The organism is Exiguobacterium sp. (assembly GCF_020832205.1).
GTDB lineage: Bacteria > Bacillota > Bacilli > Exiguobacteriales > Exiguobacteriaceae > Exiguobacterium.
In genome coordinates this window covers 31,328-52,666 of the sequence record NZ_JAFIFD010000013.1, presented here as the reverse complement: position 1 = coordinate 52,666, position 21,339 = coordinate 31,328, and the positions used below count along the sequence as shown (strand labels likewise).

Below are 21,339 nucleotides of genomic sequence, written 5' to 3'. Positions count from 1 at the left end.
TCTGTCACAACACGAATTCATTGTAACGAAGAAACCGCTTTCTTTCGAGGGTTTTGCCTACATTTGACGGAACGATTTCTGAACGATTGTTCACAAATGTTGGATTGCTAATAGGACTTGATGATATAAAGGTCAGAAATAAAGGAAGCTGCGAATCATTTCGCAACTTCCTCGTCGTCAACTTTTCATTTTTCGCTTTTTCTTCTCGGCGAGGCGGGCCGCTTCGGCTTGCCGCTTCTCGGCGTAGCGGAGCTCTCGTTCGAGCTTGACGAAGCTTTGATGGCGTTTCGCGTCGAGTGTCCCGGCCTCGATCGCGTGCCGGACCGAGCACCCCGGTTCGTTCCCATGCGAGCAATCGCGGAAGCGGCACGTATCGGCGAGCGCCTCGATATCTCGAAACGTCTCATCGAGATGGTCGGCGCCGTCCCAAAGTCCGAACTCGCGCATCCCCGGTGTGTCGATGACAAATAGGCCATCGAGGGCGAACAAGGCGCGGTGTGTCGTCGTGTGCTTGCCTCGCTCGTCGCTCTCACGAACGTCTTGGGTCGCGGCAATCGTCTCGCCGGCGAGCGCGTTCGTCAGTGACGATTTCCCGACACCGGATGAACCGACGAGGACGATCGTGCTCCCATTCGGCAACGCGTTGCGTAATGCGTCGATTCCATTCCCCGTGACCGAACTGACGGGGAACACGTCGACGCCAGGCACAGTCAACGTGAGGTCTGAGACGAGGCCACCGACGTCCTCGACTTGATCCGACTTCGTCAAGACGATGAGCGGCGTGGCTCCGGTTTCCCACGCGGCGAGCGAATAGCGTTCGAGCCGGCGCAGATTGAAATCGTGCCCGCACGCCATCGTGATCAAAATATAGTCGACGTTCGCGCAGATCAATTGTTCGCGCGTCTCGTTGCCGGCGGCTGCCCGTGACAGGACAGTGCGCCGTTCAAGGAGACGCCGAATCACGCCTTGCCCATGCTCGCGAACGGTAAATTCGACAAAATCGCCGATGACCGGGTAGTCACGTTCACTCTCGGCTTCATGGCGAAATTTTCCGGTGACGCTGCATGTGAACGTCCCGTTTTCGGTCGTGACCGTGTACATATGTTGGAACTGTGCCGTGACACGTCCCGTTGTTGTCGTTTGATTCAAGTAGAATCCTCCCTTTAGTAGTGGAGGACAGTCGCCCTCCGATTGGCTGACAAAGTGTGTACTGCGATCGATGTGGTGCTCATAAAACATCATCCTTTCGTTGTTCGATACGTTTACTGTACCACATTTTCTGACAACGCTATCATCTCGGTCTTCAGACCGAGGGAAAACGGGCCTTCCGCTCGTCGCCATATAAAAAATAACGTATTATGATAAGAGTGTACTTAACGAGGAGGGATGACAGATGAATCGCCAGGTGAAGCAAGTGCTGTTCATCGTGGCCGCGATCTCTTTAGTTCTCGTTCTAATCGGCTTTTTACCAAATATGATCTTATTTGGTTTGGGGGCGCTCTTAGCACTGTGGGCTGGAGTCAGATTCATGGCCGTGACACATGTCGGCGCAAAAATCGGTTACGGCATACTCGCCGTGGTCGGAATCATTACTGTGTTGTCGAATATTTGGGCGTTGATCGGAATTTTGGTGGCATGGGTGCTGTTTAAAGGGTATATGATGTATGCCAACCAAAAGCGGGATGTCGAGATTTTTAATGCGGACGGGTCGCGTGCTAGTCGCAGCAGTTTTCAATCGTTCGATCAAGTTTGGCAAAAGTTTGTAAACCGTCGCTAAGATTCACAAGGAGGATATTATGATGAAGACACCATTTGACCAGTTTCGTGATTTAGCTAACGAGTTGACGAAAGAGCTATCGAAAGAAATGAAGAAGTATCAAGACAAAGAGGCACCGCGCACGAGCGGGGAAGCCGAATTAAATCGTCACATCCGGGGCGCTGAAAAAGAAGCGTTGTCGGTCGAACGTCTCGTCGAGCGTCAAAAAGCGTTGCTTGAAGAATTGGCGACAAAACGAGATGACGCCAAACAGATGGCCGACAAGCGTTACGAGCAAACAGAACTGGCGAAAAAAGCGGGCGAAGAAAAGCTTGCTGAACGGGCCGCGCTCGAGTCGAAACATTACGGAGAACAGTACCGTTACTTCGAAGGCTTGATTGATGAAGGAACGCGTGAACTCGATGCCCTCGAACGTCGGGCACTTGAGATGCGTCTTAAACTCGATGAGATGCAAAACAAACGTTACGAGTTTGCGATGCGTCAAAACATGGATATGTTGAAAGGTGCACTCGATCAAATCTTCGGGGCGGACACGTCAAAATCGCATCCGTTCACAGAAGAGGAAGAGAAGAAAGAGTCAGCTCCAGAAGAATCAGTTGATTCTGTGGATGAGGATGACTTCGAAGCAAAACTGAAAGAACTCGAGCGTCGTTTCAAGCAAGACTGACGCAACGGTTCAGCGATGGTCCGAGATGAAGTCGGGCCATCGCTTCTTTGCTTCATTGTACATATCGTGAGAGAGGAGGAAGCAGAGTGGAGCGTTGGAACACACGACAAATTATCGGATTCATGATCATTTTATTTGCCATCGGCCTATTCATCGATATCGTGACAGGCGGCAACAGCATTTTGTTCAGTATGATTTTACCGCTGCTCCTGCTTTATATCGGCCGTCGATTCAGTCGGAAAGGGAACCAGCCGGTCAGTTATGTCTTTTATGGCATCGGCGGGATCATGCTTATCGGACTCATCTTTTCGTCAGCTGCGTTCGGATTCGTCTTGTCGGGACTGTTGCTCATGTTCGGATATCGGTTATATAAAAATCGGCCGTTGGAGTCGAACCGTTTCCGCTCGCACATCCGCCAAGAGCAGGCGTTTTCATTCGGCACGAAAGAGTCGGGACATTACGTGTTGCAAGACACGAATGAATTTTTCTTGCTCCGCGATGTCGAGATGGATTTGTCGCGCGCCATCATCCCGGAAGGCGAGACGTTCCTACTGTTGAACGGACTAGCGGGGGACGTCCGAATCCTCATTCCGGCCGGTTACGACTACTCGATTGATGCCTCGATCGGCTTTGGGAAAATTCAAGTCGACGAATCGAATTATTCGCCCGTCTTCAACCGCCGTTTCTATACAGCATCTGACGACTATCAGACGGCGACACGAAAAGTGCGCATTCATATCGTGCTCATGAGCGGAAGCGTCGAGGTGATGACCGTATGAAAAAAGACTCGTATCCGAGGACGGTCGTCTGGCATCAATTATTTAGCAGTCTGTTGACGGCACTGTTCGTCACGACAGCGTTTTTAATAGGTGACTCGACTTCACTTCGAGATTTGTTCACACGTGAAGAAGGGTTGCCTTTCGGTGTGTCTATCCTCGTCATCGCCGTCCTGATCGGGAGTGTGTTCGGGGTCGGCTCTTATTTTTACTTACGTCGCGATTTTCGTGAGGTCGCGAACGCCTTATGGAAGTTGGAAAATCAAAAAGAGATCACGTTCCGCCCGCTGTCACCGTATCGTGACACGCTCGAGCGGATCGTCCGCATCAGTAAACAACGGACCGAGATGGTCGAGGTCGCGAAACGCGTCGGAGACCGTCCTGTGAGCGTTGAAGAAGCGCGCAGTGAGGCGGTCGTCGAAGAACGGCGCCGTGTCGCCCGCGAGCTGCACGACTCGGTCAGCCAACAATTGTACGCCATCTCGATGATGACGACGGCGGCAAAGCAGACAATTAACATGAAGCCAGACCTTGCGGCTAAACAAATCGAGCAAGTCGAGGTGATGGCACAAACAGCCCAAGCGGAGATGCGCTCGCTTCTCTTGCAATTGCGACCCGTCGAACTAGAAGGAATGACGTTAAAGACCGGGATTGAACGGTTGTTAGAAGAACTGTCCCGCAAACAGTCGACCGAGCTCGTCTGGCGTCTCGAAGAAGTGCATCTGTCGCGTCATACGGAAAACGAGTTGTTCCGCATCGTTCAAGAAGCGATCAGCAACACACTCCGACATGCGAAGGCGAAACGACTAGAGATCGAGATGCGGACCGTGCAACAGACGGTCATTTTGAAAATCAATGACGACGGCATCGGTTTTAATGTCGACGATACACAAGTCGCCTCTTATGGCTTACAATCGATAAGAGAGAGAACGGCCGAGGTCGGCGGAACACTCCGTCTCGTCAGTGTGCCTGGTGTCGGGACTCAGATCGAAGTGCGTGTGAAACAACAAGTGGAGGGATTGGAATGATTCGAGTCGTATTAATTGATGACCATGAGATGGTCCGGGCTGGTGTCTCGGCTTTCTTATCGACGCAACCTGACATCGAGGTCGTCGGGGAGGCTTCGGACGGCGCGACTGGTGCCGAGCTCGCGATCGCTGAGAAACCGGACGTCGTCTTGATGGACCTCGTCATGGAACCGGTCGATGGGGTCGAGTCGACGAAACGCATTAAAGCGAGTTGGAAAGAAGCGAAAATCTTAGTCGTCACGAGTTTCCTAGACGACGAAAAAGTATATCCGGTCATCGAGGCCGGTGCGATGAGTTACGTGTTGAAGACGGCGAACGCGAACGAGATTGCGGACGCAATCCGCCAAACGGCGGCTGGGAATCCGGTCATGGCCGCCCAAGTGACCGGCAAGATGCTCGAGCGTCTTCGTCATCCGGAGGCGACGCTCCACGAGAGTCTGACAGCAAGAGAGCGAGAGATCTTACAACTCATGGCTGAAGGAAAAGCAAACCAAGTCATCGCCGATGAACTCTACATCTCCCTCAAAACGGTAAAGACACACGTCTCGAACATTTTGACGAAGCTGGACGTGTACGACCGGACGCAGGCGGTCGTCTATGCGTTTCAACATAATCTAGTCAGTAAATAACGAGGGGGCGCCGGAATGATTCCGACACTTGAGACAGAACGGTTGTGGTTGCGGCCGCTCGAAGCTGCCGATGCGGAGCGATTGTTCCATATCTTTTCCGATATGGATGTCTTACGCCACTATGGGATGGAGCCGCATGTGTCCATTGAAGAGACGGAACAGATGGTGGCAAGTATGCTCGAAGGGATGCGAACGGGGGCGGTCATCCGTTGGGGGATCGTCCGAAAAGACGGTCCCGGTGTGATTGGCACAATCGGTTTTCATAACCGAGCCCCGCGGCATCGGCGGGCAGAAGTCGGTTATGAGCTTCATCCCTCCTATTGGCGAAACGGTTACGCCACGGAGGCGTTGCAAGCCGCCTTGACTTATGCGACGCACACCGCTGAGATTGAACGGGTCGGGGCGGTCGTTTATACGGAGAACGTCGCATCGCAACGGATGCTCGAGCAAAATGGTTTCTGTCGTGAAGGGTTGCTCCGACGATACATGCGACAAGGGGAACAAGTGCACGACGTCTACATGTACGGCTATACAGACGAAAAGCAGGATCACGAGGCGTGATCCTGCTTTTTAGCGTTTCTGGGCTTGCATTTGTTCATCGATTTCTGACAAGTACTCCCATCGCTCCATTTTCGCGTCGAGCGCGGCTTTCAATGTCTCGATCTCCGCGTATACCTCGTTTACTTTGCCGATGTCACTCCCGGCTACGGCGAGGCGAGCTTCAGCTGCTTCGATGTCGCTCTCGAGCTGGGCGATGTCGTCTTCGATCGACTCCCACTCTTTTTGTTCTTTGAACGTGAATTTAATGACGTCCGTTTTCACTCGTTCTTTCTTTTCTTTCGGTTCTTTCTTCGCTTGAACTTTCGTCTCTTCGAGCGATGCCAAGTAGTCGCTGTATTCGGCATGGTAGACATTGATCACGCCGTCTTCGAACGCGATGAGCTGTCCGGCGATACGGTCTAGGAAATAGCGGTCGTGACTGACAGCGATGACCGTCCCCGGGAACGACTCCAAATAGTCCTCAAGGACAGATAACGTCTCCGTGTCGAGGTCGTTCGTCGGTTCATCCAAAAACAATACGTTCGGCTCATCCATCAAAATACGGAGAAGAACGAGGCGGCGTTTCTCCCCGCCCGATAATTTGGCGATCGGCTTGTATTGGGCGTCTGGTGTGAACAAGAACCGCTCGAGCATTTGGCTCGCCGTGATCGACTCGCCGTCCGGCGTGTGAATGACTTGAGCGACTCGTTCGATTTCGTCGATGACGCGTCGTGACGTATCTTCGAATTCGACTTGTTGTCCGTAATAGCCGAGGTGCACCGTCTCTCCGTGCACGACCGTACCGGACGTCGGATCGATTCGTTTGGCGAGCAAGTTCATGAGCGTCGTCTTTCCGCTTCCGTTCGGACCGACGATGCCGTAGCGCTCGCGGCGGCCGAACAACCAACTGAATTGTCGGATGATCGGGGTGTCGTCATACTGGAACGACAATGCGTCGACGTCGATGACTTTCTTCCCGAGGCGGCGGGATCCGACCGATACGTCGAGCGTCTCGTCTTCAGCGAGCGTCTCTTGATGTTTCAAATCCTCGACACGCTGGATCCGGGCTTTCTGTTTCGTCGTCCGCGCTTTGGCGCCGCGGCGAAGCCATGCAAGCTCGCGCCGTAAAATGTTTTGTCGTTTTTGTTCCATTGAGTGGGTCCGTGCTTTTCGCTCGGCTCGTTTCTCGAGAAACAATTCGTAGTTTCCGTCGTAGAAGTAACTCGTCCCGTCGGCGATTTCTAAAATGTGATTTGTGACTCGATTCAAGAAGTAGCGGTCATGGGTGATGAGCAGAATGGCTCCCCGATAATCCGCTAGAACGGTCTCGAGCCATGCGATCGTATCGGCGTCAAGTTCGTTCGTCGGCTCGTCGAGTAACAAGAGGTCGGCTTCATCGAGCAGGGCAGCGGCCAAGGCGACGCGCTTTTGTTGCCCGCCGGACAACGAACTGACTTCAGCCGTCACGTCCGGAAGGCCGAGCCGGTTCAAGATCGACTTCAATTTCGCCTCGGTCTCCCAGGCGTCGGCCGCGTCGACCGCTTGCTGGGCTTTCATAAAGCGCTCCAGTTGTTGTTCACTCGAAGGATCTGTCTCGAGCTGTTGACGGGCGCGTTCGTATCCTTTGAGCGCTTGGACGGACGGCGTATCGCTCGTGAATAAAGCGTCTAAGATGGTCTGTCCGGCGGCGAATTCGACCGTCTGCGTCAAATAGCGGATGCGATAGTCGTTCGGATGTTGCATCGTACCGCGATCGGCCGTCTCGACGCCGGCGATAATTTTCATGAACGTTGATTTACCGGATCCGTTGACGCCGATGATACCGATGCGGTCACCCGGGTGAATCGTCATCGTGACATCGTCGAATAACACTTTGTCGGCGAATTCTTTATGAATGCCTTCGATTGCAAGTAAACTCATGTCAACTCTCCTTCAACGATTTGGCGGATGGCGGCTTCAACGGTCGCGGCGATTTCTTTGTTTGCGATGTCGGCCGGGTCGATCGCAGGCAAGAACGTCACATCGACAACGCCCGGTTTGATCCGATTGGTCGTCTCGAGCAAATGATGGCTCCCTTGAATGGCGACCGGAACGATTTTTGCTCCGCTCGACGTCGCCAGTGTCAAACTGCCGGCTTTGAACTCTTTGATCGGTCCGCCTTTTGAACGCGTCCCTTCTGGGAAAATGATGATGGACTGTCCAGACTTGATCGTCTCGACACCAGAGCGGATCGCCTTGATTGATTGGCGGCGGTCACTGCGGTCGATAAAGATACAGCCCATCAATTCCATCCAACGGGGGATGATCGGGAACTTTTGGACTTCGATTTTCGAGATGAATGCTTTCGGATGTTTCGTCGCCGTGATCATAATCGGGACATCGAAATTCCCTTGGTGATTGGCGACGTAGACGACCGGCTCATTCGGGATGTGCTCTTGTCCGTGAACCCGGACTTTCGCTCCGGCAACCTTCAATAGAAAGCTTGCCCAATGATAAGCGATGCCTTGCACGTAGCCGTATCGTTCCGGCGTCTCGAGTTTTTTTGCCTTGTTCATAAAAGGCAACGTGACGGGCAGTACTGCGAAAAATGAAAAAAACCAAACAGCGGTGCGAATCATAGGTGTATCTCCTTTCAGTGTAGCGCGCAATAAGAAAGAGTCTTCTTCTCGCACGGAGAATCCGACTCTTCGGCATGAAACCTTATTCCCAGAAGCGAGAATCGCTTTCCTCTTCTTCTTCCTCGAGTTCGAACGTAATTCGTTTATTCACCGGGTCGACGACAAAATAGGCACCGTCCTGTTCGATGCTTTTAATTTGCATCGCCTGGTCGCTCCCGATTTCAAGGGTGAGCCGAATGTGGTTGTCCCCGTCGACGAGCAGGATGCCATCTTCCTTCAGCCAAAGCTCCATGACCGGTGAGTAACGTAATAACCATTCGTTCGATAAGGGGATTTCGTTCATACGTGTATGTGCCTCCTACGGTTCAAATCCGTTTTGCGATCTACTATCTTCACTAGAATAACAAAACTGACCGCGGAAGACGAGCGTTATGTAGAGCGTTTACGCGAACTCGAGTGCATCCGCGCGACGATCCGATTGATCCGTTTTTGATCCCGACGTTCCTTCAACAGGACGTTCGTTTGGGAAACGAGTTGCTTTAACGAGGATAGTCCCATCGCGAGCAGGGCTGCGAACAAGAAAGTCCCGATCGGATCTTTGAAAAAACCGGTTTGGAACGAGACGGACAGACCGACGACCGAGAGAATCGTGGCGAGAAAGTAAAATAGCATGAGTGGCTCTTCCTTTCCGAATGGATTCAAATAAACCCCGAACGTTATGTTCGTTCGACAACTGGATGAAAAATCCCTTTTTCTGTCGAACAAAAGAAAAAAACGCCTTCTCCATATGAGAGGCGTTTCACTCTTGGACCATCGTGACGGAAGACGACACGTTCGTATCGACACCGTTCGAAAAAATAAAGCTGAGTGAAGCGAGAAGGGCGAAGAACGTAATCAACAGTCCCTTCATGAAACGTTTCGCAAAAGAGCGAGATTGAACATCAAACATTTTATATCCCCCGTTCGGCCATGGCTGAAACCTAATTCTTAAACAACACTCCTTTCATAATAACGTTTTCAAAAAGTGGATACTAGATGGAAAATCGCCGTTCACGAAATTGTCATAACATTGTAACGATTAGACGGCCTCGTTTTTAATTTTAGCGCCGCTTCGACTCAACCTCGTTCACAAAACGTTCACATATCGTTGGAGCGAGAAAAACGAACGTGATATGATTAGGAACGTGTGTAGGTAGGTATACTGACAGTAATAGAAGAAAAAAGGATGTGGATTATATGGCATTACGTGCAGGAGAAGTAGTAGATTTAGTTGCGGAACGTTCAGCTGACTTTGGCGTGTTTATCGGTAACGGCCGCGAAGAAGTGTTGCTCCATCGAAAAGAACAAACAGAAGAAGTAGCGGTCGGACAGACGGTGCGTGTCTTCTTATATCACGATTCTGAAGGACGTCTCGCTTCAACGATGACGATTCCGAACGTGACGTTTGACGACTATGAGTGGTTTGAAGTGACCGGCGTACGTTACAACACCGGCGTGTTCGTGAACATCGGGATTCAAAAAGACGTGCTCGTCTCACTCGACGACCTTCCGGAAAATCGATCGTACTGGCCGAAAGAAGGCGACAAGTTATGCGTGCGTTTGAAGTATGACCAAAAAAGTCGTCTTTTAGGCGAACCGGCGCATTATGCGTATTTGAACTTGCTCGCACGTCCCGCGAAAGAGGAGTGGGGCAACCAAGAAGTTCAGGCGATCGTCGTCAACAAACGGGAAGTCGGCGTCAACGTCTGGGTCGAGAACGAATCGCTCGGCTTCTTGCATGAAGCTGAGATGACACGTTGGCCACGACTCGGTGAACAACTGACGGTTCGCGTAACGCAAGTGAAGCAAGACGGGACGGTCCTCGTTTCGATGAAGCCGCGTGCGTATGAAGCGATCGACGGCGATGCGGGCAGTATCCTCTCTTATATTGAAGAACGCGGGGGCCAGATGCCTTACGGGGATAAGACAGCTCCTGATGTCATCGACCGTGAATTCGGGATGAGTAAAGCGGCGTTCAAACGGGCGCTCGGAAAGTTATTGAAAGAAAAGCAGGTTGAAAAGCTCGACAACGGGTATAAATTGAAATAAGATTACTCATGCCAAGGCGGCTATGAAAAGTTTTAGAATGTATTTCTTTCATTTTAGAAACAAATACGTTATAGTTAGTAAAGTTGACTACGAGGAAACATTGAAAGAACGTCTGTAGAACTAAACCTCAGACGTTTTTTGTATGAACAAAGGAGAATATAATTTGACAAAATTCCAAGATTTACAGTTAAGTGAAGCATTAGTAAAAGGTGTACTCAAAATGGGCTTCGAAGAAGCGACACCGATCCAAGCTGAGACAATTCCTGTCGCACTCACAGGAGTGGACGTATTAGGACAAGCACAAACAGGTACAGGGAAAACAGCAGCTTTCGGTATTCCGACAATTGAGCGAATCGATCCAAAGGCGCGTCAAGTCCAAGCACTCGTTCTTGCACCGACACGTGAACTTGCGATTCAAGTTGCAGAAGAATTGAACAAAATCGGTGAGGCGAAGCGCGTATACGCCCTCCCAGTTTACGGTGGTCAACAAATCGACCGCCAAATCCGCGGCTTGAAAAAGAACCCACAAATCGTCGTTGCGACACCAGGACGTCTCATGGACCACATGAAACGCAAGACGATCAAACTCGACGAGATCCAAACGGTCATCTTGGACGAGGCGGATGAAATGCTCAACATGGGCTTTGTAGAAGATATCGAGATGATTTTGAAAGGCCTACCGGCTGAACGTCAAACACTTCTCTTCTCTGCTACAATGCCACCGCAAATCAAGAAGATTGCTGAGCGCTTCATGAAGTCGCCAACGATCATCAAAGTAAAAGCGAAGGAAATGACAGTTGAAAACATCAACCAACAGTTCCTCGAATTGCGCGAAGGCCAAAAATTCGATACGCTTTGCCGTTTGATCGACATCGACTCGCCAGAACTCAGCATCATCTTCGCTCGTACTAAGAAACGTGTTGACGAAGTGACAGAAGCACTCATCAAGCGTGGTTACACGGCTGATGGTCTTCACGGTGACTTGACACAGTCTAAACGTGACCAAGTTATCCGTCGTTTCAAAAACGGCACGATCGACATCTTGGTCGCGACAGACGTAGCGGCACGTGGTCTTGATATCACAGGTGTCACACACGTTTACAACTTCGATGTCCCACAAGACCCGGAAAGCTACGTGCACCGGATCGGACGTACAGGCCGTGCTGGTAAAACAGGTACTGCCCTTACGTTCATCACGCCACGTGAATTCGGCCAAGTGAAAGCAATCGAACGCGTAACGAACAAGAAAATGAACCGTCGTCACGTACCGACAATCTCAGAAGTGCTTGAAGGCAACCAAAAGCAAACGGCTGAAGAATTGATCGAACGTGTTCAAGCGGGTGATTTCAAAGCTTACACGCAACTTGCGACTGAGCTTCTTGAAGAGTACGAAGCAGTCGAGCTTCTTGCGGCGGCACTTCGTGGATTGACGAAAGAGCCAGATTCAACTCCGGTTGAAATCTCGTATGCAGAGCCAGTACGCGTCAAGCGTCAAGGTGGACGTAACGACCGTGGTGGCTACCGTGGCAATCGCAGCGGCGGCGGAGAACGTCGTGGCGGCGGCGACCGTGGTGGACGCAGCGGTGGCGGCGGTGGATACCGTGGCAAACGCACTGGTGGCGACGACCGTCGTCGCTCGGACGACCGTGGCCCACGCCGTCCACGTGACTAATCAATAACGAAAAACCGCATTTCCTTAAGTGGATTTGCGGTTTTTTTTTTGGTGTCATGCTACACTTGATGAGTAGAGATGGAAGGATGAGGTGTCAACGGATGGTAGAACTAAGTTTCGGTCTCGTCATACTATTGGTATGTGTATTGGCGTTGAAGCCGATCGTATCAAAGACGGACCGACCTAATTTTCGATATATCCCCGTGGCGACATTACTGTTCGGCGCGATGATTTGGCTCGTCATGGCCATCGGCGTCGGCGGGAAGATGGGTATCGGGTACGGTGTGATGAGTATTGTGTATTTCATTGCTTGTTTCGGTGCCTATATGTATGTGCATACACGAGCGAGCTGAAACCGGCTCGCTTTCTTATTTTGAAAATATAAGATGAGGTGATGAGTGTGGATGCAGTGGACGTGATGATGAATCCGGATGAAGTCGAAGTGACGTATGAACCGATTCTAGGAGCCGCCACGTTTCAAGTGGAAGGCTATATGGTACATGGTCAGTTCAGAGGAGACTCGCTCACGCCATTCTTTTATGACGACGACGTGCCGGTCGAATATCAACTTGATATCGCCAAGCGGATGGAGCGGATTGCCGCAGAGAAACTACGCGATGCGAAGCAGTTCGTGACGTTCCGTTGTCGGGCGGAATGGATTCTCGAGGAAGGGGGCGAAGCGTTTTTAGCCCCGTTACACGAATTGAACTTCCCGCTTCATCGCATTTATGTGACGATCCAAGGGACCGACCTCGTCGACGTCTCCAGGTTGTCACGCGTCGTCCAATATTATCGGTCATACGGTGTGAAAATCGCGCTCGACTTTGCCGAGTCGACGAGTATCGAGGATATTATGGCCATCGCACCGGAACTCCTGCTCGTTGATTTAGGGACGATGGTCGAGAAAAAGACGTTGTCGGTGACGTATCCGCAAATGCTTCAGACGATGGAGTATATTGCCTCAAGACTCGGGGCCCCGCTACTTTATAAGTCGATCGACCACGTCGGTCAGCTGCGCTACGCCTGGCAGCACGGCGGACGTTATTATATGGGCGGATTGCTCGGACGAAGGACGGAGACCCCCGAACAAGAAACGAACGGGATGAGCGTCTTGACCCAGGAAGTCCCGTCATTCTTCCTTCACGACCAAGAGCGCTTGCGCCGTTTATACGAGCTTGAGTTTGACTTACATCGTCAAATCCAAGAACTCGTCCAGACAGGGAAATGGTCGAAAGACAAAAAAGACGAATGGCTCCTGCATATCGCCGCGAAACTAGAAGGGATGTTCGTCCGTTACTATTTGACCGACCGAACCGGGTTTCAGACGAGCGCGAACATCTATCAAGCGGACGCGAAATGGAAAGTCGACAACACGTATCGTGGCTACAACTGGAGTTTTCGTCCATACTTCATTCAAACGATGGCGGCGATGAGTGTCCGCGGACGCGGTTATTTGTCCGAGGATTATCGCGACTTCAGTTCGAACGAAGTGACACGAACGTTCAGCTATCCGCTTCCGGACGGTATGTTCTTGTTTGCGGATTTATCCGAAGAGTACTTATATCAAAACCGATTATTAGATTGAAAGAGGGATGAATGATGCTTGACTATGATTATGACGCTTTACGGGAAATTGGACGGATCGTCGCGTTGGCCCGTGATGAGATGGCGAAAGCCGTCACGCCGGGAATGACGACGAAACAACTGGATGAGATCGGACAGCGAATTTTGGAAGCTGAAGGTGCCGCCTCGGCGCCGATCACGATGTACGAGTTCCCAGGTTACACGTGTATCTCCGTCAATGAAGTGGCGGCGCACGGTATTCCTGGAGAACTTGTCATCGAAGACGGGGATCTTGTGAACATCGACGTATCCGCTGTGAAAGACGGCTATTATGCGGACACGGGCCGGACGGTTATCGCGGGTACGCCAAAATCGTCACAGCACGAACGTCTCGTCGAAGTATCGCTCACCTCGCTCGAGGCCGGTCTGAGCAAAGTCAAAGCCGGGACGAAAGTCAACCAAATCGGGAAAGCGATCTATGCGGACGCGCGCAAAAATGGATTCACCGTCATCCGTAACTTGGCCGGACATGGCCTCGGGCGGACGCTGCACGGGGAACCGGAGTCCATCTCGAACTACTATAACCGGGAAGAGAACGACATTTTAAAAGTCGGTCAAGTGATCGCCGTCGAGACGTTCATCTCGACGAAAGACGAGGTCGTCTATCAATCAGAAGAAGATGGCTGGTCACTCTTCACGCCTAACAATAGCTTCGTATCGCAATTTGAACATACCGTCGTCGTGACAGAGGACGGTTATGAAGTGTTGACGGGTTCGTTCCGTTGAATGGAAAAAGCAGATGACTGAAAAGTCACCTGCTTTTTTTATATGAGTTGAATCGTCTGTTCGGCCAATCGTTGAACTGTTTTTAAGCACGGCGATGGCTGGTCCGGGATGATGAGCTTGCCGTTTTCGACTTCGAGCGGAGTGTCGAGCAAATCCGTCTCGAAATAAGCGCTCGTCCCGGCCATGTCGGCCGGATACGCCGCACCGCTCAGCGAGGCGAAGAGAAGGGTATGGTAGCGCCCGATCGAGGATTCATACATTCCACCGACCCAGTACGGCACTCCGCTTTGGCGCATGGCGAGCGCCTCGGTCAATCCGCCGATGCGGGCCGGTTTAATATTGATGATGCGCCCGGCGTCTAAACGTCGCATCGTTTCGACATCTTCATGCGATGAGATCGATTCATCTAGACAGATCGGTGTCGTCAGCTTGGATTGCAGGTCAGCGGATGCGACCCAATGTCCGCTCGGATACGGTTGTTCGATCATGAGCAGCCGTTGCGCATCCAACTGTTCGAACCACGCCAACGATTGGTCGCGGGCACTTCCATTCAAATCGATCATGAGCGGGGCATCCGGGAACACCGTTCGAACTTCATTCAATGCCTGGAGCAAATCATCCGGTGCCGCTTTCAGCTTGATCCGTTCGAATCCGTCTGTGAGCGCCTGCTCAATCGATTTCATCGTCTGGGTCAACAAGCCGATGCCGATCGTTCGCCCGCAAGCGACCGTGTCGCCCGCCCCGAGCAGCTGTTTCAACGACACGTTCTGGCGGACGGCCTCAATCTCCCATAGCGCATGTTCCCACATCGCTTTCGCCATCGGGTGTCCGATGATGGAGCGGACGGACGTGGCGAACGATTGCGGGGTGACCGCATGCCCGTCTATCAGTTTGGCGATCAATGCCGACACGTCAAGCGTCGAACGGACGGTCTCTGACGTATACCAAGGCGTCTCAAAGGCGACGCCTTCCCCGTAACCGACGGCCCCGTCTTTCGTCTCGAGCCGGAGAATGACGGTCCGTCTCGTCGAGAGGACGGAATGAGCGGTCACGATCGGGTGTTTGAACGTCAGAGGAACGACGTATAAATCAGCTCGTTGAATCATAGGCGGTCTCCTTTAAACGATGGCGCATCAGCTTCCCGTTCGCGTTGCGAGGCAGTTCGTCGACGGTGATGAACGCTTTCGGATGTTTGTAACTGGCGAGGTGGTCGTGGAGAAGGCGCTTGACTTCCTCGGGGTCATACGTCCCGACGATATAGGCGACGGGAACGGCGCCCCATGTCGAGTCGGCTTTTCCGGCGACACCGACATCTAGAATGCCGGGACAGCGGCGGAGCACGCTCTCGATTTCGGCGGGATAGACGTTCTCACCGCCAGAGATGATCAAATCGCTTCGGCGGTCTTGAACGAACAAATAGCCGTCTTTCAACATGCCGAGATCCCCGGTCCGCCAATAACCGTCTGGCGTCCACGTGTCGGCCTCCGGCTCGTTATAGTAACCGGGGGTGACGGTTGGACCTTTCACTTCGATTTCTCCGTCCGCATTGATCCGGATTCGCGTCGGTGAAATGGCTCGTCCACTCGACCCGAGATGGACGAGTGCCTCGGACGGAAGCAGCGTCGCTACTTGCGAACACGTCTCGGTCATCCCGTACGTCTGGGCGATCGGCAATTGCCGGCGCTCAGCCTCTTCGAGAAGCGGTTTTGGCACCGGGCCGCCTCCGACGAGGATGACTCGCAACGCGTGGCGGGACAGCCCGGCTGCAAGCAAGCGATCGAGCATGACGGCGACGAGCGATACGTGTGTGATCTGTTCGTGTTCGATCAGTTCACATGTGCGGGTCACATCGAATCTCGGTTCGACGTAGAGCGCCGACCCGAAGATGGCAGAGCGATAGACTTGGGCGAGTCCGCTCATATGGAACAGCGGGGTGACGACGAGCATCCGGTCGGACGCCTCGTAACCGAGGTGAATCCGGGCCGTTTCTGCGCTCGCTTTATGGTTTCCGTACGTCTGTCGTACGGCTTTGGACCGACCGGTCGTCCCGGAAGTGAACATGAGTGACATGACCTCATCTGGGCGCCACGTATGTCGCTCAGTGAGCCCGGCTTCGCCGCGTGTCGTCACGTGGACTTGCGGGAGCGTGAAGTCGAGCGGTTCGTCGACGAGCAACAAATCGACGTCTGCCGTCAGGAGTTGGGTCTCGAGTTCGCTCCGTGTCAATCGCGTGTTCAAAGGCACGAGCACTTTTCCGAGTGACTGGACCGCGTGAATGGCGATGACGTAGTCGGCGCTGTTCGCCGCGTACAGCCCGATGTGCCGCGCGTCTCCAGCGACTTCTCGCATATGAAGAGCCAGTCGGGCGCTCTCGTCAGCGAGTTCGCCCCACGTCAAACGCCGTTGTGGTGTGACGAGGGCGATGGCATCGCTCGGATGGTTCGTTAAATCGTTCATGATTGTCACCTCCAAAAAAAGAGTAGCGAAATCGCTACTCTGTTACGGTTTACGGGAAACGCGGGAATTGACCGAAGTCCGGGTCGCGTTTTTCTTTGAACGCGTCGCGTCCTTCTTTTGCTTCGTCTGTCGTGTAGTAGAGAAGCGTCGCATCTCCAGCGAGCTGTTGAAGACCGGCGAGGCCATCCGTGTCGGCGTTCATTGCTGCTTTCAAGAAACGGAGCGCCGTCGGTGAGTGTTGCAAAATCTCTTGGCACCACTGAATCGTCTCGGCTTCGAGCTGTTCGAGCGGGACGACCGTGTTGACAAGTCCCATGTCGAGCGCTTCTTGCGCGTCGTATTGACGGCAGAGGTACCAAATTTCACGGGCTTTCTTATGGCCGATGATGCGCGCCAAGTAACCTGATCCGTATCCAGCGTCGAACGATCCGACTTTTGGTCCGGTTTGTCCGAAACGGGCGTTGTCAGCGGCAATCGTCAAGTCGCAGACGACGTGTAACACATGTCCGCCTCCGATGGCGAATCCGGCGACCATGGCGATGACCGGTTTTGGGATGACGCGAATCAAACGTTGAAGGTCGAGGACGTTCAAACGTGGAATCTCATCGTCGCCGACATAACCGCCGTGACCGCGAACTTTTTGGTCTCCGCCTGAGCAGAACGCTTTTTCGCCTTCACCTGTCAAGATGATGACGCCGACTTCTTTGTCGTCGCGCGCGCGGGCGAACGCGTCGATCAATTCGTTGACCGTGAGCGGACGGAAAGCGTTCCGCACTTCCGGACGGTTGATGGTGATTTTGGCGATCCCGTTCCACTTCTCATATTTAATGTCTTCATACGTACGGACCGATGTCCAGTTTGCTACTGATTCCATTTAATTTCCCCCTAAAATCAATTTCTCTATCATTGTACCAAATTGTTGGGCGTTCTCGATATGTGGAGCATGGCCTGCAGCCGAAATTTCGTGAATGTGAACGAGCGGATGTGCGTCGCTCATCTGTTTCGCGATTGCTTTGAACTTCAAGTCATGTTCCCCGACGATCAAATCGGTGCGAGGCAAGCGGTCTAGAGCCCGCCAAAGTGACGGCATGCTGCCGGTCCCGATGGCGCGGAGACTGCTTGCGAGTGCTGATGGACTTTGCGCTAAGCGCTCGGGACGAAGCGAAGCGCGCATCTCGGCTGTCTGATGCCAGAGCGGGAGCTGTTCCCAACGATCGACGAACGCTTCGATGCCAGCTTGTTCGATGAATGCTGCAAGTTGCGCATCTTGAATGCGACGTTCTTTACGCTCTTGTGAGAGACGGAGCCCGGGTGTCGTGCTAATGCCGATGAAGTGTTCGACGCGACGGTCGCAGATGGCGAGTGTCATGCCGATGCGCCCCCCGAGCGAATAGCCGATGACCGTCCAAGGGCGGTCGTCTGTATCGAGAATGGCGGCAAGGTCGCGCACTTGTTGACTCATGTGCAAGCGTCCGAGTTCAGCATGTGCCGTTTGGCCGTGGGCGAGGAGCGACGGGGCGACGAGGCGGACCGGAAGATTCGGGAAGCGTGTCAGCCAATCTGCCCTTCCGGTGAAGCCGTGTAACAACAAGACCGGTCGGCCTTGCCCCCGTTCAAGCACTTCGTAGGCGACATCGCGGATGCGACGAATCATGTGCCGTTCTCCAATGTGAGGCGGTCACAGATGGATGCCGTCCATTCTCGATGCGCCAAGACGTTCGCGGCCCGGTCGGATGGAAACTCGATCAAGTGCACACCTGTCTCGATGGCATCCCGGACGTCTTCCGGTCGCTCGACTAAACGGTACGTCAATCCGTACGTTTCAGCGAAGCCCCGGATGTTCAAGTCGAGCGGAGTGCCATACAAGTCCTCGAACATTTGCGGCTCGATGGCTGCTTGAGGCAAGAACGAAAAGATTCCGCCGCCGTTATTGTTGACGATGACGACCGAGAACGATCCCGGTTGCGATTTAAGTAGCTGCAAAGCGTTGCTGTCATGGTAAAACGCTAAATCTCCGATGAGGAGGGCCGCTTTATCTGTGTCGTAGCAAGCGCCAAGCGCGCTTGAAAGAATTCCGTCGATGCCGTTCGCACCGCGATTGGCGAGCACTTCGACCGCTTGTCCGGATGCAAGCGTCGTATCGATGTCGCGGATCGGCATACTGTTGCTGACGAAGAGTCGGTCAATCGATGTCTCAAGCAAGTGGCGCGCCAAAGCGCTTTCGCCGCGGAGCCCGTGTTTCGCCGACTCGCTGACGCGTTCGAACGTCAGGAAGCGATCGGCGTAACGCGCGTCGGACGGACTGTCGAAGGCGGCCAAGTAATCGCGCGCGTCCCCGTAGACGACGGTCGCGAGACTTGACGGGTCACGAAACGATCCGGGCTGATCGATGACGACTTGTGCCGTTCCGTCGAGCCATTGGTTCAATCGTTTCGACACCGGGGCGGCGCCGAAGCGGACGATCGCATCCGGCAACCATTCGCTGGAATGTTCACTCGCGAGCCACGTGTCATAGTTGACACACACTCCTTCAAATCGGCGCATCCCGCTGAGCGGATCGGCGAAGAGAGGGATGTGATAAGCGGTCGCTGTCGCATGAATCGACGGAAGCCATTCAGCTGGCGTGCCTGGTCCGACGACGAAAGCGATCCGATCGACCGCGACTGTCTGCTTGAAACGCGTCAAATCGTGTTGGACCGGCCGCGCGTAAGCGACTTCGTACGTTTCCGGAGTAGCATCGAGAAGTGATGTCAACTGCTCGATGTCTGGTAATAAAGGTTCGCGGAACGGCACATTCAGATGAACCGGTCCGAGCGGGGCTTGCAAGCTGAGGCGGACGATCCGACCGACGCTCTGTCCCATGAAACGGTGCGCTTTTGCGTCCGGAACCGGCAAGTCGAGGCTCGTCTTCACGTGCTCACCGTAAAGGCGCACTTGGTCGATGGCTTGCGGGGCGCCGACGTTTCGCAACTCGTGCGGCCGATCGGTCGTCAAGACGATGAGCGGCAATTGAGAGATATACGCCTCGGCGACCGCAGGGAAGTAGTTGGTGGCGGCCGTGCCGCTCGTGCAAATCAAGGCGACCGGACGAATCGTCTCAGTCGAGCGCGTCAGACCGAGGGCGAAGAAAGCGGCCGAGCGTTCGTCGACGATGATATGGTGGCGGACGTGTGGATGCAAATATGCGGCCATAGCGAGCGGTGTCGACCGTGAACCCGGGCTGATGACGACGTCATGCACGCCTTGTTCGACGAGCTGATTCACCATGTGGGCGACCCATGCAGTTAACGTGTCGTTCATGACGGATTGCCTCCTGGGGCGACGGTATGGAAACCGAGCGCTTGCTTGACGGGACTCAATTTCATCTCGGTCTCTTCTAATTCTGATTCGAGTTCAGACTCTTGGACGATTCCACAGCCTGCATACATGGCGACAAACTGATGGTGGACGAGTGCGGACCTGATGGCGACGACGAACTCGCCCTCGCCGTCGGTGTTCAACCAACCGAACGGGGAACCGTACCAACCGCGGTCGAATCGTTCAATCTCACGTAGCAAACGAACAGACATCCGTTTCGGGGACCCCCCGAGTGCTGGCGTCGGATGAAGCGATTCAATGATGGACAAAATCGAAGCGTTCGTATCGAGCGTCGCTTGGATCGGCGTGTGCAAATGATAAACAGAACGCGTTTCTAGGACTTGGGGCGACTCAGGTGCTTTGATGGTGGCGGCGTAAGGGCTGAGCGCATTTTTTATGGCTTTCACGACGATTTGATGTTCTTCTAAGTTCTTACGGTCGTGAAGCAACTGCGCTTTCGCGATCTCGGCCTCGCTGTCCGTGTCAGGCCGTTTCATCGTACCGGCGATGGCGGCCGTCTCGATGTAAGGACCTTGTTTTTTTAGCAACCGTTCCGGCGTGGCACCGAAAAAACCGATTTCTCGTTTCGGTTGATATAAGAATACGTAGCTCCCGAGCTGTTGATCCGATAAGTGACGGAGTGTCTGCGCGAACGGGAACGCCTCATCTGACGTTTGATAAATTTCTTCACGGGCGATGACGATCTTTTCAACTTTTTCTTCGTTAATATATTGCTTCGCTTGTTGGAAGCTTGATTTAAAGTGGTCGACGCCGTCTTTCACTTGCGAATAGGTAGGTGTTTCGACGTCAGGTGCGTGTAGCGCATTGAACTGCGCCAGCTGATCGGCCAATTGGATCAAATATTGCTCCACGGAACGATTGGCTGACACGAGCGTCGACACGGTCAGCGTATGTTTGTCACCGAGACGGCGGTATAAAAATTTAGGGACGACGAGAGATGCTTCTCCGAACGCTTCCCACATGTTTTTTTGCGGGCGGACGAACGTGTCGAATGAAAATCCGGAGAACGCGTAAATCGTCGCATCGACGTCACGGCGGTGCAAGCTCCAGTCGTATTGGAGCCGCTGAAACCGTTCCGGTCCGGAGGCGCTTAAGACGAGCGCGTCGGCGCAGCCGAGCATCTCGAGTGTCCGGTCGGGTGAAGTGAAATAATAATGTGATGTCTCTGTATTTTGAATAATATGAAACGCGTCGAACGAAGGGATCTCCCACGTGTACGATGCGAGGACAGGTCGTTGCCATGCGCGCGCACGTTTATGGGCCTGTTCGATTCGTTGTTTAATGTGTGTTTGAGTATCTGGCATGAACGAAAAGCCTCCTCAATCCAATAGAATTCTCATCTTTTAGTGTATCATGACTT

The 21,339-nt window shown here is 53.2% G+C and carries 23 protein-coding genes; 11 read left to right on the top strand and 12 right to left on the bottom strand.

Annotated features, from left to right (window positions below; all coding sequences use genetic code 11):
* Positions 1-177: 177 nt before the first annotated feature.
* Positions 178-1,149 carry a ribosome small subunit-dependent GTPase A gene (gene rsgA / locus JJU47_RS02435; RefSeq protein ID WP_228615951.1) on the bottom strand — a complete coding sequence of 324 codons (972 nt, stop codon included), beginning with the start codon at positions 1,147-1,149 and terminating at the stop codon, positions 178-180.
* A gap of 244 nt (positions 1,150-1,393) precedes the next feature.
* On the opposite strand from rsgA, the gene JJU47_RS02430 reads away from it, so the two are divergent.
* The 6 genes from JJU47_RS02430 to JJU47_RS02405 all read left to right on the top strand — a co-directional run bounded on the left by JJU47_RS02430 (position 1,394) and on the right by JJU47_RS02405 (position 5,438).
* Entirely contained in the window at positions 1,394-1,777 is a 384-nt protein-coding gene (locus JJU47_RS02430; protein ID WP_228615950.1) for a lmo0954 family membrane protein, read from the top strand.
* Positions 1,778-1,799: 22 nt separating this feature from the next.
* Entirely contained in the window at positions 1,800-2,444 is a 645-nt protein-coding gene (locus JJU47_RS02425) for a PspA/IM30 family protein (protein WP_228615949.1), read from the top strand.
* An 86-nt stretch (positions 2,445-2,530) separates the two neighbouring features.
* Positions 2,531-3,223: a cell wall-active antibiotics response protein LiaF gene (liaF, locus tag JJU47_RS02420; protein ID WP_228615948.1), complete on the top strand. Its 693-nt coding sequence runs from the start codon at positions 2,531-2,533 to the stop codon at positions 3,221-3,223.
* Positions 3,220-4,248 carry a sensor histidine kinase gene (locus tag JJU47_RS02415; protein ID WP_228615947.1) on the top strand — a complete coding sequence of 343 codons (1,029 nt, stop codon included), beginning with the start codon at positions 3,220-3,222 and terminating at the stop codon, positions 4,246-4,248. Before liaF ends, JJU47_RS02415 begins: the two co-directional genes overlap by 4 nt.
* Positions 4,245-4,877 (top strand): response regulator, encoded by a 633-nt coding sequence (locus tag JJU47_RS02410; protein WP_228615946.1) that lies wholly within the window; start codon positions 4,245-4,247, stop codon positions 4,875-4,877. The genes JJU47_RS02415 and JJU47_RS02410 overlap by 4 nt, the downstream gene beginning before the upstream one ends.
* 15 nt (positions 4,878-4,892) lie before the next feature.
* Positions 4,893-5,438, top strand: coding sequence for a GNAT family N-acetyltransferase (locus tag JJU47_RS02405; protein ID WP_228615945.1), 546 nt, complete (start codon positions 4,893-4,895; stop codon positions 5,436-5,438).
* Positions 5,439-5,447: 9 nt separating this feature from the next.
* Here JJU47_RS02405 and JJU47_RS02400 read toward each other — a convergent pair whose 3' ends face one another.
* From JJU47_RS02400 to JJU47_RS02380, 5 genes are all read right to left on the bottom strand, one after another.
* Positions 5,448-7,337, bottom strand: coding sequence for an ABC-F family ATP-binding cassette domain-containing protein (locus tag JJU47_RS02400; protein WP_228615944.1), 1,890 nt, complete (start codon positions 7,335-7,337; stop codon positions 5,448-5,450).
* Complete coding sequence (locus JJU47_RS02395) at positions 7,334-8,035, bottom strand: lysophospholipid acyltransferase family protein (RefSeq protein ID WP_228615943.1); 702 nt, start codon at positions 8,033-8,035, stop codon at positions 7,334-7,336. Before JJU47_RS02395 ends, JJU47_RS02400 begins: the two co-directional genes overlap by 4 nt.
* Before the next feature lie 82 nt (positions 8,036-8,117).
* Positions 8,118-8,378, bottom strand: a complete 261-nt coding sequence (locus tag JJU47_RS02390; RefSeq protein WP_228615942.1) for a hypothetical protein — start codon at positions 8,376-8,378, stop codon at positions 8,118-8,120.
* 86 nt (positions 8,379-8,464) lie between these two features.
* On the bottom strand, positions 8,465-8,707 hold the full coding sequence (locus tag JJU47_RS02385) for a hypothetical protein (RefSeq protein ID WP_228615941.1): 243 nt from the start codon (positions 8,705-8,707) through the stop codon (positions 8,465-8,467).
* A 127-nt stretch (positions 8,708-8,834) separates the two neighbouring features.
* Positions 8,835-8,984, bottom strand: a complete 150-nt coding sequence (locus tag JJU47_RS02380; protein WP_167331252.1) for a hypothetical protein — start codon at positions 8,982-8,984, stop codon at positions 8,835-8,837.
* Between the two features lie 287 nt (positions 8,985-9,271).
* On the opposite strand from JJU47_RS02380, the gene JJU47_RS02375 reads away from it, so the two are divergent.
* The 5 genes from JJU47_RS02375 to map all read left to right on the top strand — a co-directional run bounded on the left by JJU47_RS02375 (position 9,272) and on the right by map (position 14,144).
* Positions 9,272-10,123 carry a CvfB family protein gene (locus JJU47_RS02375; protein WP_228615940.1) on the top strand — a complete coding sequence of 284 codons (852 nt, stop codon included), beginning with the start codon at positions 9,272-9,274 and terminating at the stop codon, positions 10,121-10,123.
* A gap of 163 nt (positions 10,124-10,286) precedes the next feature.
* On the top strand, positions 10,287-11,795 hold the full coding sequence (gene cshA / locus JJU47_RS02370; RefSeq protein WP_483298115.1) for a degradosome RNA helicase CshA: 1,509 nt from the start codon (positions 10,287-10,289) through the stop codon (positions 11,793-11,795).
* Between the two features lie 101 nt (positions 11,796-11,896).
* Positions 11,897-12,148 carry a hypothetical protein gene (locus tag JJU47_RS02365; RefSeq protein ID WP_024371634.1) on the top strand — a complete coding sequence of 84 codons (252 nt, stop codon included), beginning with the start codon at positions 11,897-11,899 and terminating at the stop codon, positions 12,146-12,148.
* A gap of 41 nt (positions 12,149-12,189) precedes the next feature.
* Entirely contained in the window at positions 12,190-13,380 is a 1,191-nt protein-coding gene (locus JJU47_RS02360) for an EAL-associated domain-containing protein (protein ID WP_228615938.1), read from the top strand.
* A 14-nt stretch (positions 13,381-13,394) separates the two neighbouring features.
* Positions 13,395-14,144 carry a type I methionyl aminopeptidase gene (map, locus tag JJU47_RS02355; protein ID WP_228615937.1) on the top strand — a complete coding sequence of 250 codons (750 nt, stop codon included), beginning with the start codon at positions 13,395-13,397 and terminating at the stop codon, positions 14,142-14,144.
* A 38-nt stretch (positions 14,145-14,182) separates the two neighbouring features.
* Here the strand turns inward: map and menC are convergent, their stop codons facing one another.
* Genes menC through JJU47_RS02325 form a run of 6 tightly spaced genes read right to left on the bottom strand, consistent with a single transcriptional unit; the run spans position 14,183 to position 21,283 of the window.
* Positions 14,183-15,250 (bottom strand): o-succinylbenzoate synthase, encoded by a 1,068-nt coding sequence (gene menC, locus JJU47_RS02350; RefSeq protein ID WP_228615936.1) that lies wholly within the window; start codon positions 15,248-15,250, stop codon positions 14,183-14,185.
* On the bottom strand, positions 15,234-16,601 hold the full coding sequence (menE, locus tag JJU47_RS02345) for an o-succinylbenzoate--CoA ligase (RefSeq protein ID WP_228615935.1): 1,368 nt from the start codon (positions 16,599-16,601) through the stop codon (positions 15,234-15,236). Before menE ends, menC begins: the two co-directional genes overlap by 17 nt.
* A 49-nt stretch (positions 16,602-16,650) precedes the next feature.
* Positions 16,651-17,475, bottom strand: coding sequence for a 1,4-dihydroxy-2-naphthoyl-CoA synthase (gene menB / locus JJU47_RS02340; protein WP_034803849.1), 825 nt, complete (start codon positions 17,473-17,475; stop codon positions 16,651-16,653).
* Positions 17,476-18,255, bottom strand: a complete 780-nt coding sequence (locus JJU47_RS02335; protein ID WP_228615934.1) for an alpha/beta fold hydrolase — start codon at positions 18,253-18,255, stop codon at positions 17,476-17,478. It lies immediately after the preceding gene.
* Complete coding sequence (gene menD / locus JJU47_RS02330; protein ID WP_228615933.1) at positions 18,252-19,901, bottom strand: 2-succinyl-5-enolpyruvyl-6-hydroxy-3-cyclohexene-1-carboxylic-acid synthase; 1,650 nt, start codon at positions 19,899-19,901, stop codon at positions 18,252-18,254. Before menD ends, JJU47_RS02335 begins: the two co-directional genes overlap by 4 nt.
* Positions 19,898-21,283, bottom strand: coding sequence for an isochorismate synthase (locus JJU47_RS02325; protein ID WP_228615932.1), 1,386 nt, complete (start codon positions 21,281-21,283; stop codon positions 19,898-19,900). The genes menD and JJU47_RS02325 overlap by 4 nt, the downstream gene beginning before the upstream one ends.
* Positions 21,284-21,339: the final 56 nt, after the last annotated feature.

Excerpts from the sequence above, each read along its gene's own strand:
- menC (WP_228615936.1), bottom strand. The coding sequence starts at position 15,250 with ATGATTCAACGAGCTGATTTATACGTCGTTCCTCTGACGTTCAAACAC.
- JJU47_RS02365 (WP_024371634.1), top strand. The coding sequence starts at position 11,897 with ATGGTAGAACTAAGTTTCGGTCTCGTCATACTATTGGTATGTGTATTG.
- JJU47_RS02395 (WP_228615943.1), bottom strand. The coding sequence starts at position 8,035 with ATGATTCGCACCGCTGTTTGGTTTTTTTCATTTTTCGCAGTACTGCCC.
- JJU47_RS02415 (WP_228615947.1), top strand. The coding sequence starts at position 3,220 with ATGAAAAAAGACTCGTATCCGAGGACGGTCGTCTGGCATCAATTATTT.
- menB (WP_034803849.1), bottom strand. The coding sequence starts at position 17,475 with ATGGAATCAGTAGCAAACTGGACATCGGTCCGTACGTATGAAGACATT.
- map (WP_228615937.1), top strand. The coding sequence starts at position 13,395 with ATGCTTGACTATGATTATGACGCTTTACGGGAAATTGGACGGATCGTC.
- JJU47_RS02375 (WP_228615940.1), top strand. The coding sequence starts at position 9,272 with ATGGCATTACGTGCAGGAGAAGTAGTAGATTTAGTTGCGGAACGTTCA.
- menD (WP_228615933.1), bottom strand. The coding sequence starts at position 19,901 with ATGAACGACACGTTAACTGCATGGGTCGCCCACATGGTGAATCAGCTC.
- JJU47_RS02400 (WP_228615944.1), bottom strand. The coding sequence starts at position 7,337 with ATGAGTTTACTTGCAATCGAAGGCATTCATAAAGAATTCGCCGACAAA.
- JJU47_RS02390 (WP_228615942.1), bottom strand. The coding sequence starts at position 8,378 with ATGAACGAAATCCCCTTATCGAACGAATGGTTATTACGTTACTCACCG.
- JJU47_RS02410 (WP_228615946.1), top strand. The coding sequence starts at position 4,245 with ATGATTCGAGTCGTATTAATTGATGACCATGAGATGGTCCGGGCTGGT.
- JJU47_RS02430 (WP_228615950.1), top strand. The coding sequence starts at position 1,394 with ATGAATCGCCAGGTGAAGCAAGTGCTGTTCATCGTGGCCGCGATCTCT.
- JJU47_RS02385 (WP_228615941.1), bottom strand. The coding sequence starts at position 8,707 with ATGCTATTTTACTTTCTCGCCACGATTCTCTCGGTCGTCGGTCTGTCC.
- JJU47_RS02380 (WP_167331252.1), bottom strand. The coding sequence starts at position 8,984 with ATGTTTGATGTTCAATCTCGCTCTTTTGCGAAACGTTTCATGAAGGGA.
- menE (WP_228615935.1), bottom strand. The coding sequence starts at position 16,601 with ATGAACGATTTAACGAACCATCCGAGCGATGCCATCGCCCTCGTCACA.
- JJU47_RS02325 (WP_228615932.1), bottom strand. The coding sequence starts at position 21,283 with ATGCCAGATACTCAAACACACATTAAACAACGAATCGAACAGGCCCAT.
- JJU47_RS02360 (WP_228615938.1), top strand. The coding sequence starts at position 12,190 with ATGAGTGTGGATGCAGTGGACGTGATGATGAATCCGGATGAAGTCGAA.
- JJU47_RS02335 (WP_228615934.1), bottom strand. The coding sequence starts at position 18,255 with ATGATTCGTCGCATCCGCGATGTCGCCTACGAAGTGCTTGAACGGGGG.
- JJU47_RS02425 (WP_228615949.1), top strand. The coding sequence starts at position 1,800 with ATGAAGACACCATTTGACCAGTTTCGTGATTTAGCTAACGAGTTGACG.
- JJU47_RS02405 (WP_228615945.1), top strand. The coding sequence starts at position 4,893 with ATGATTCCGACACTTGAGACAGAACGGTTGTGGTTGCGGCCGCTCGAA.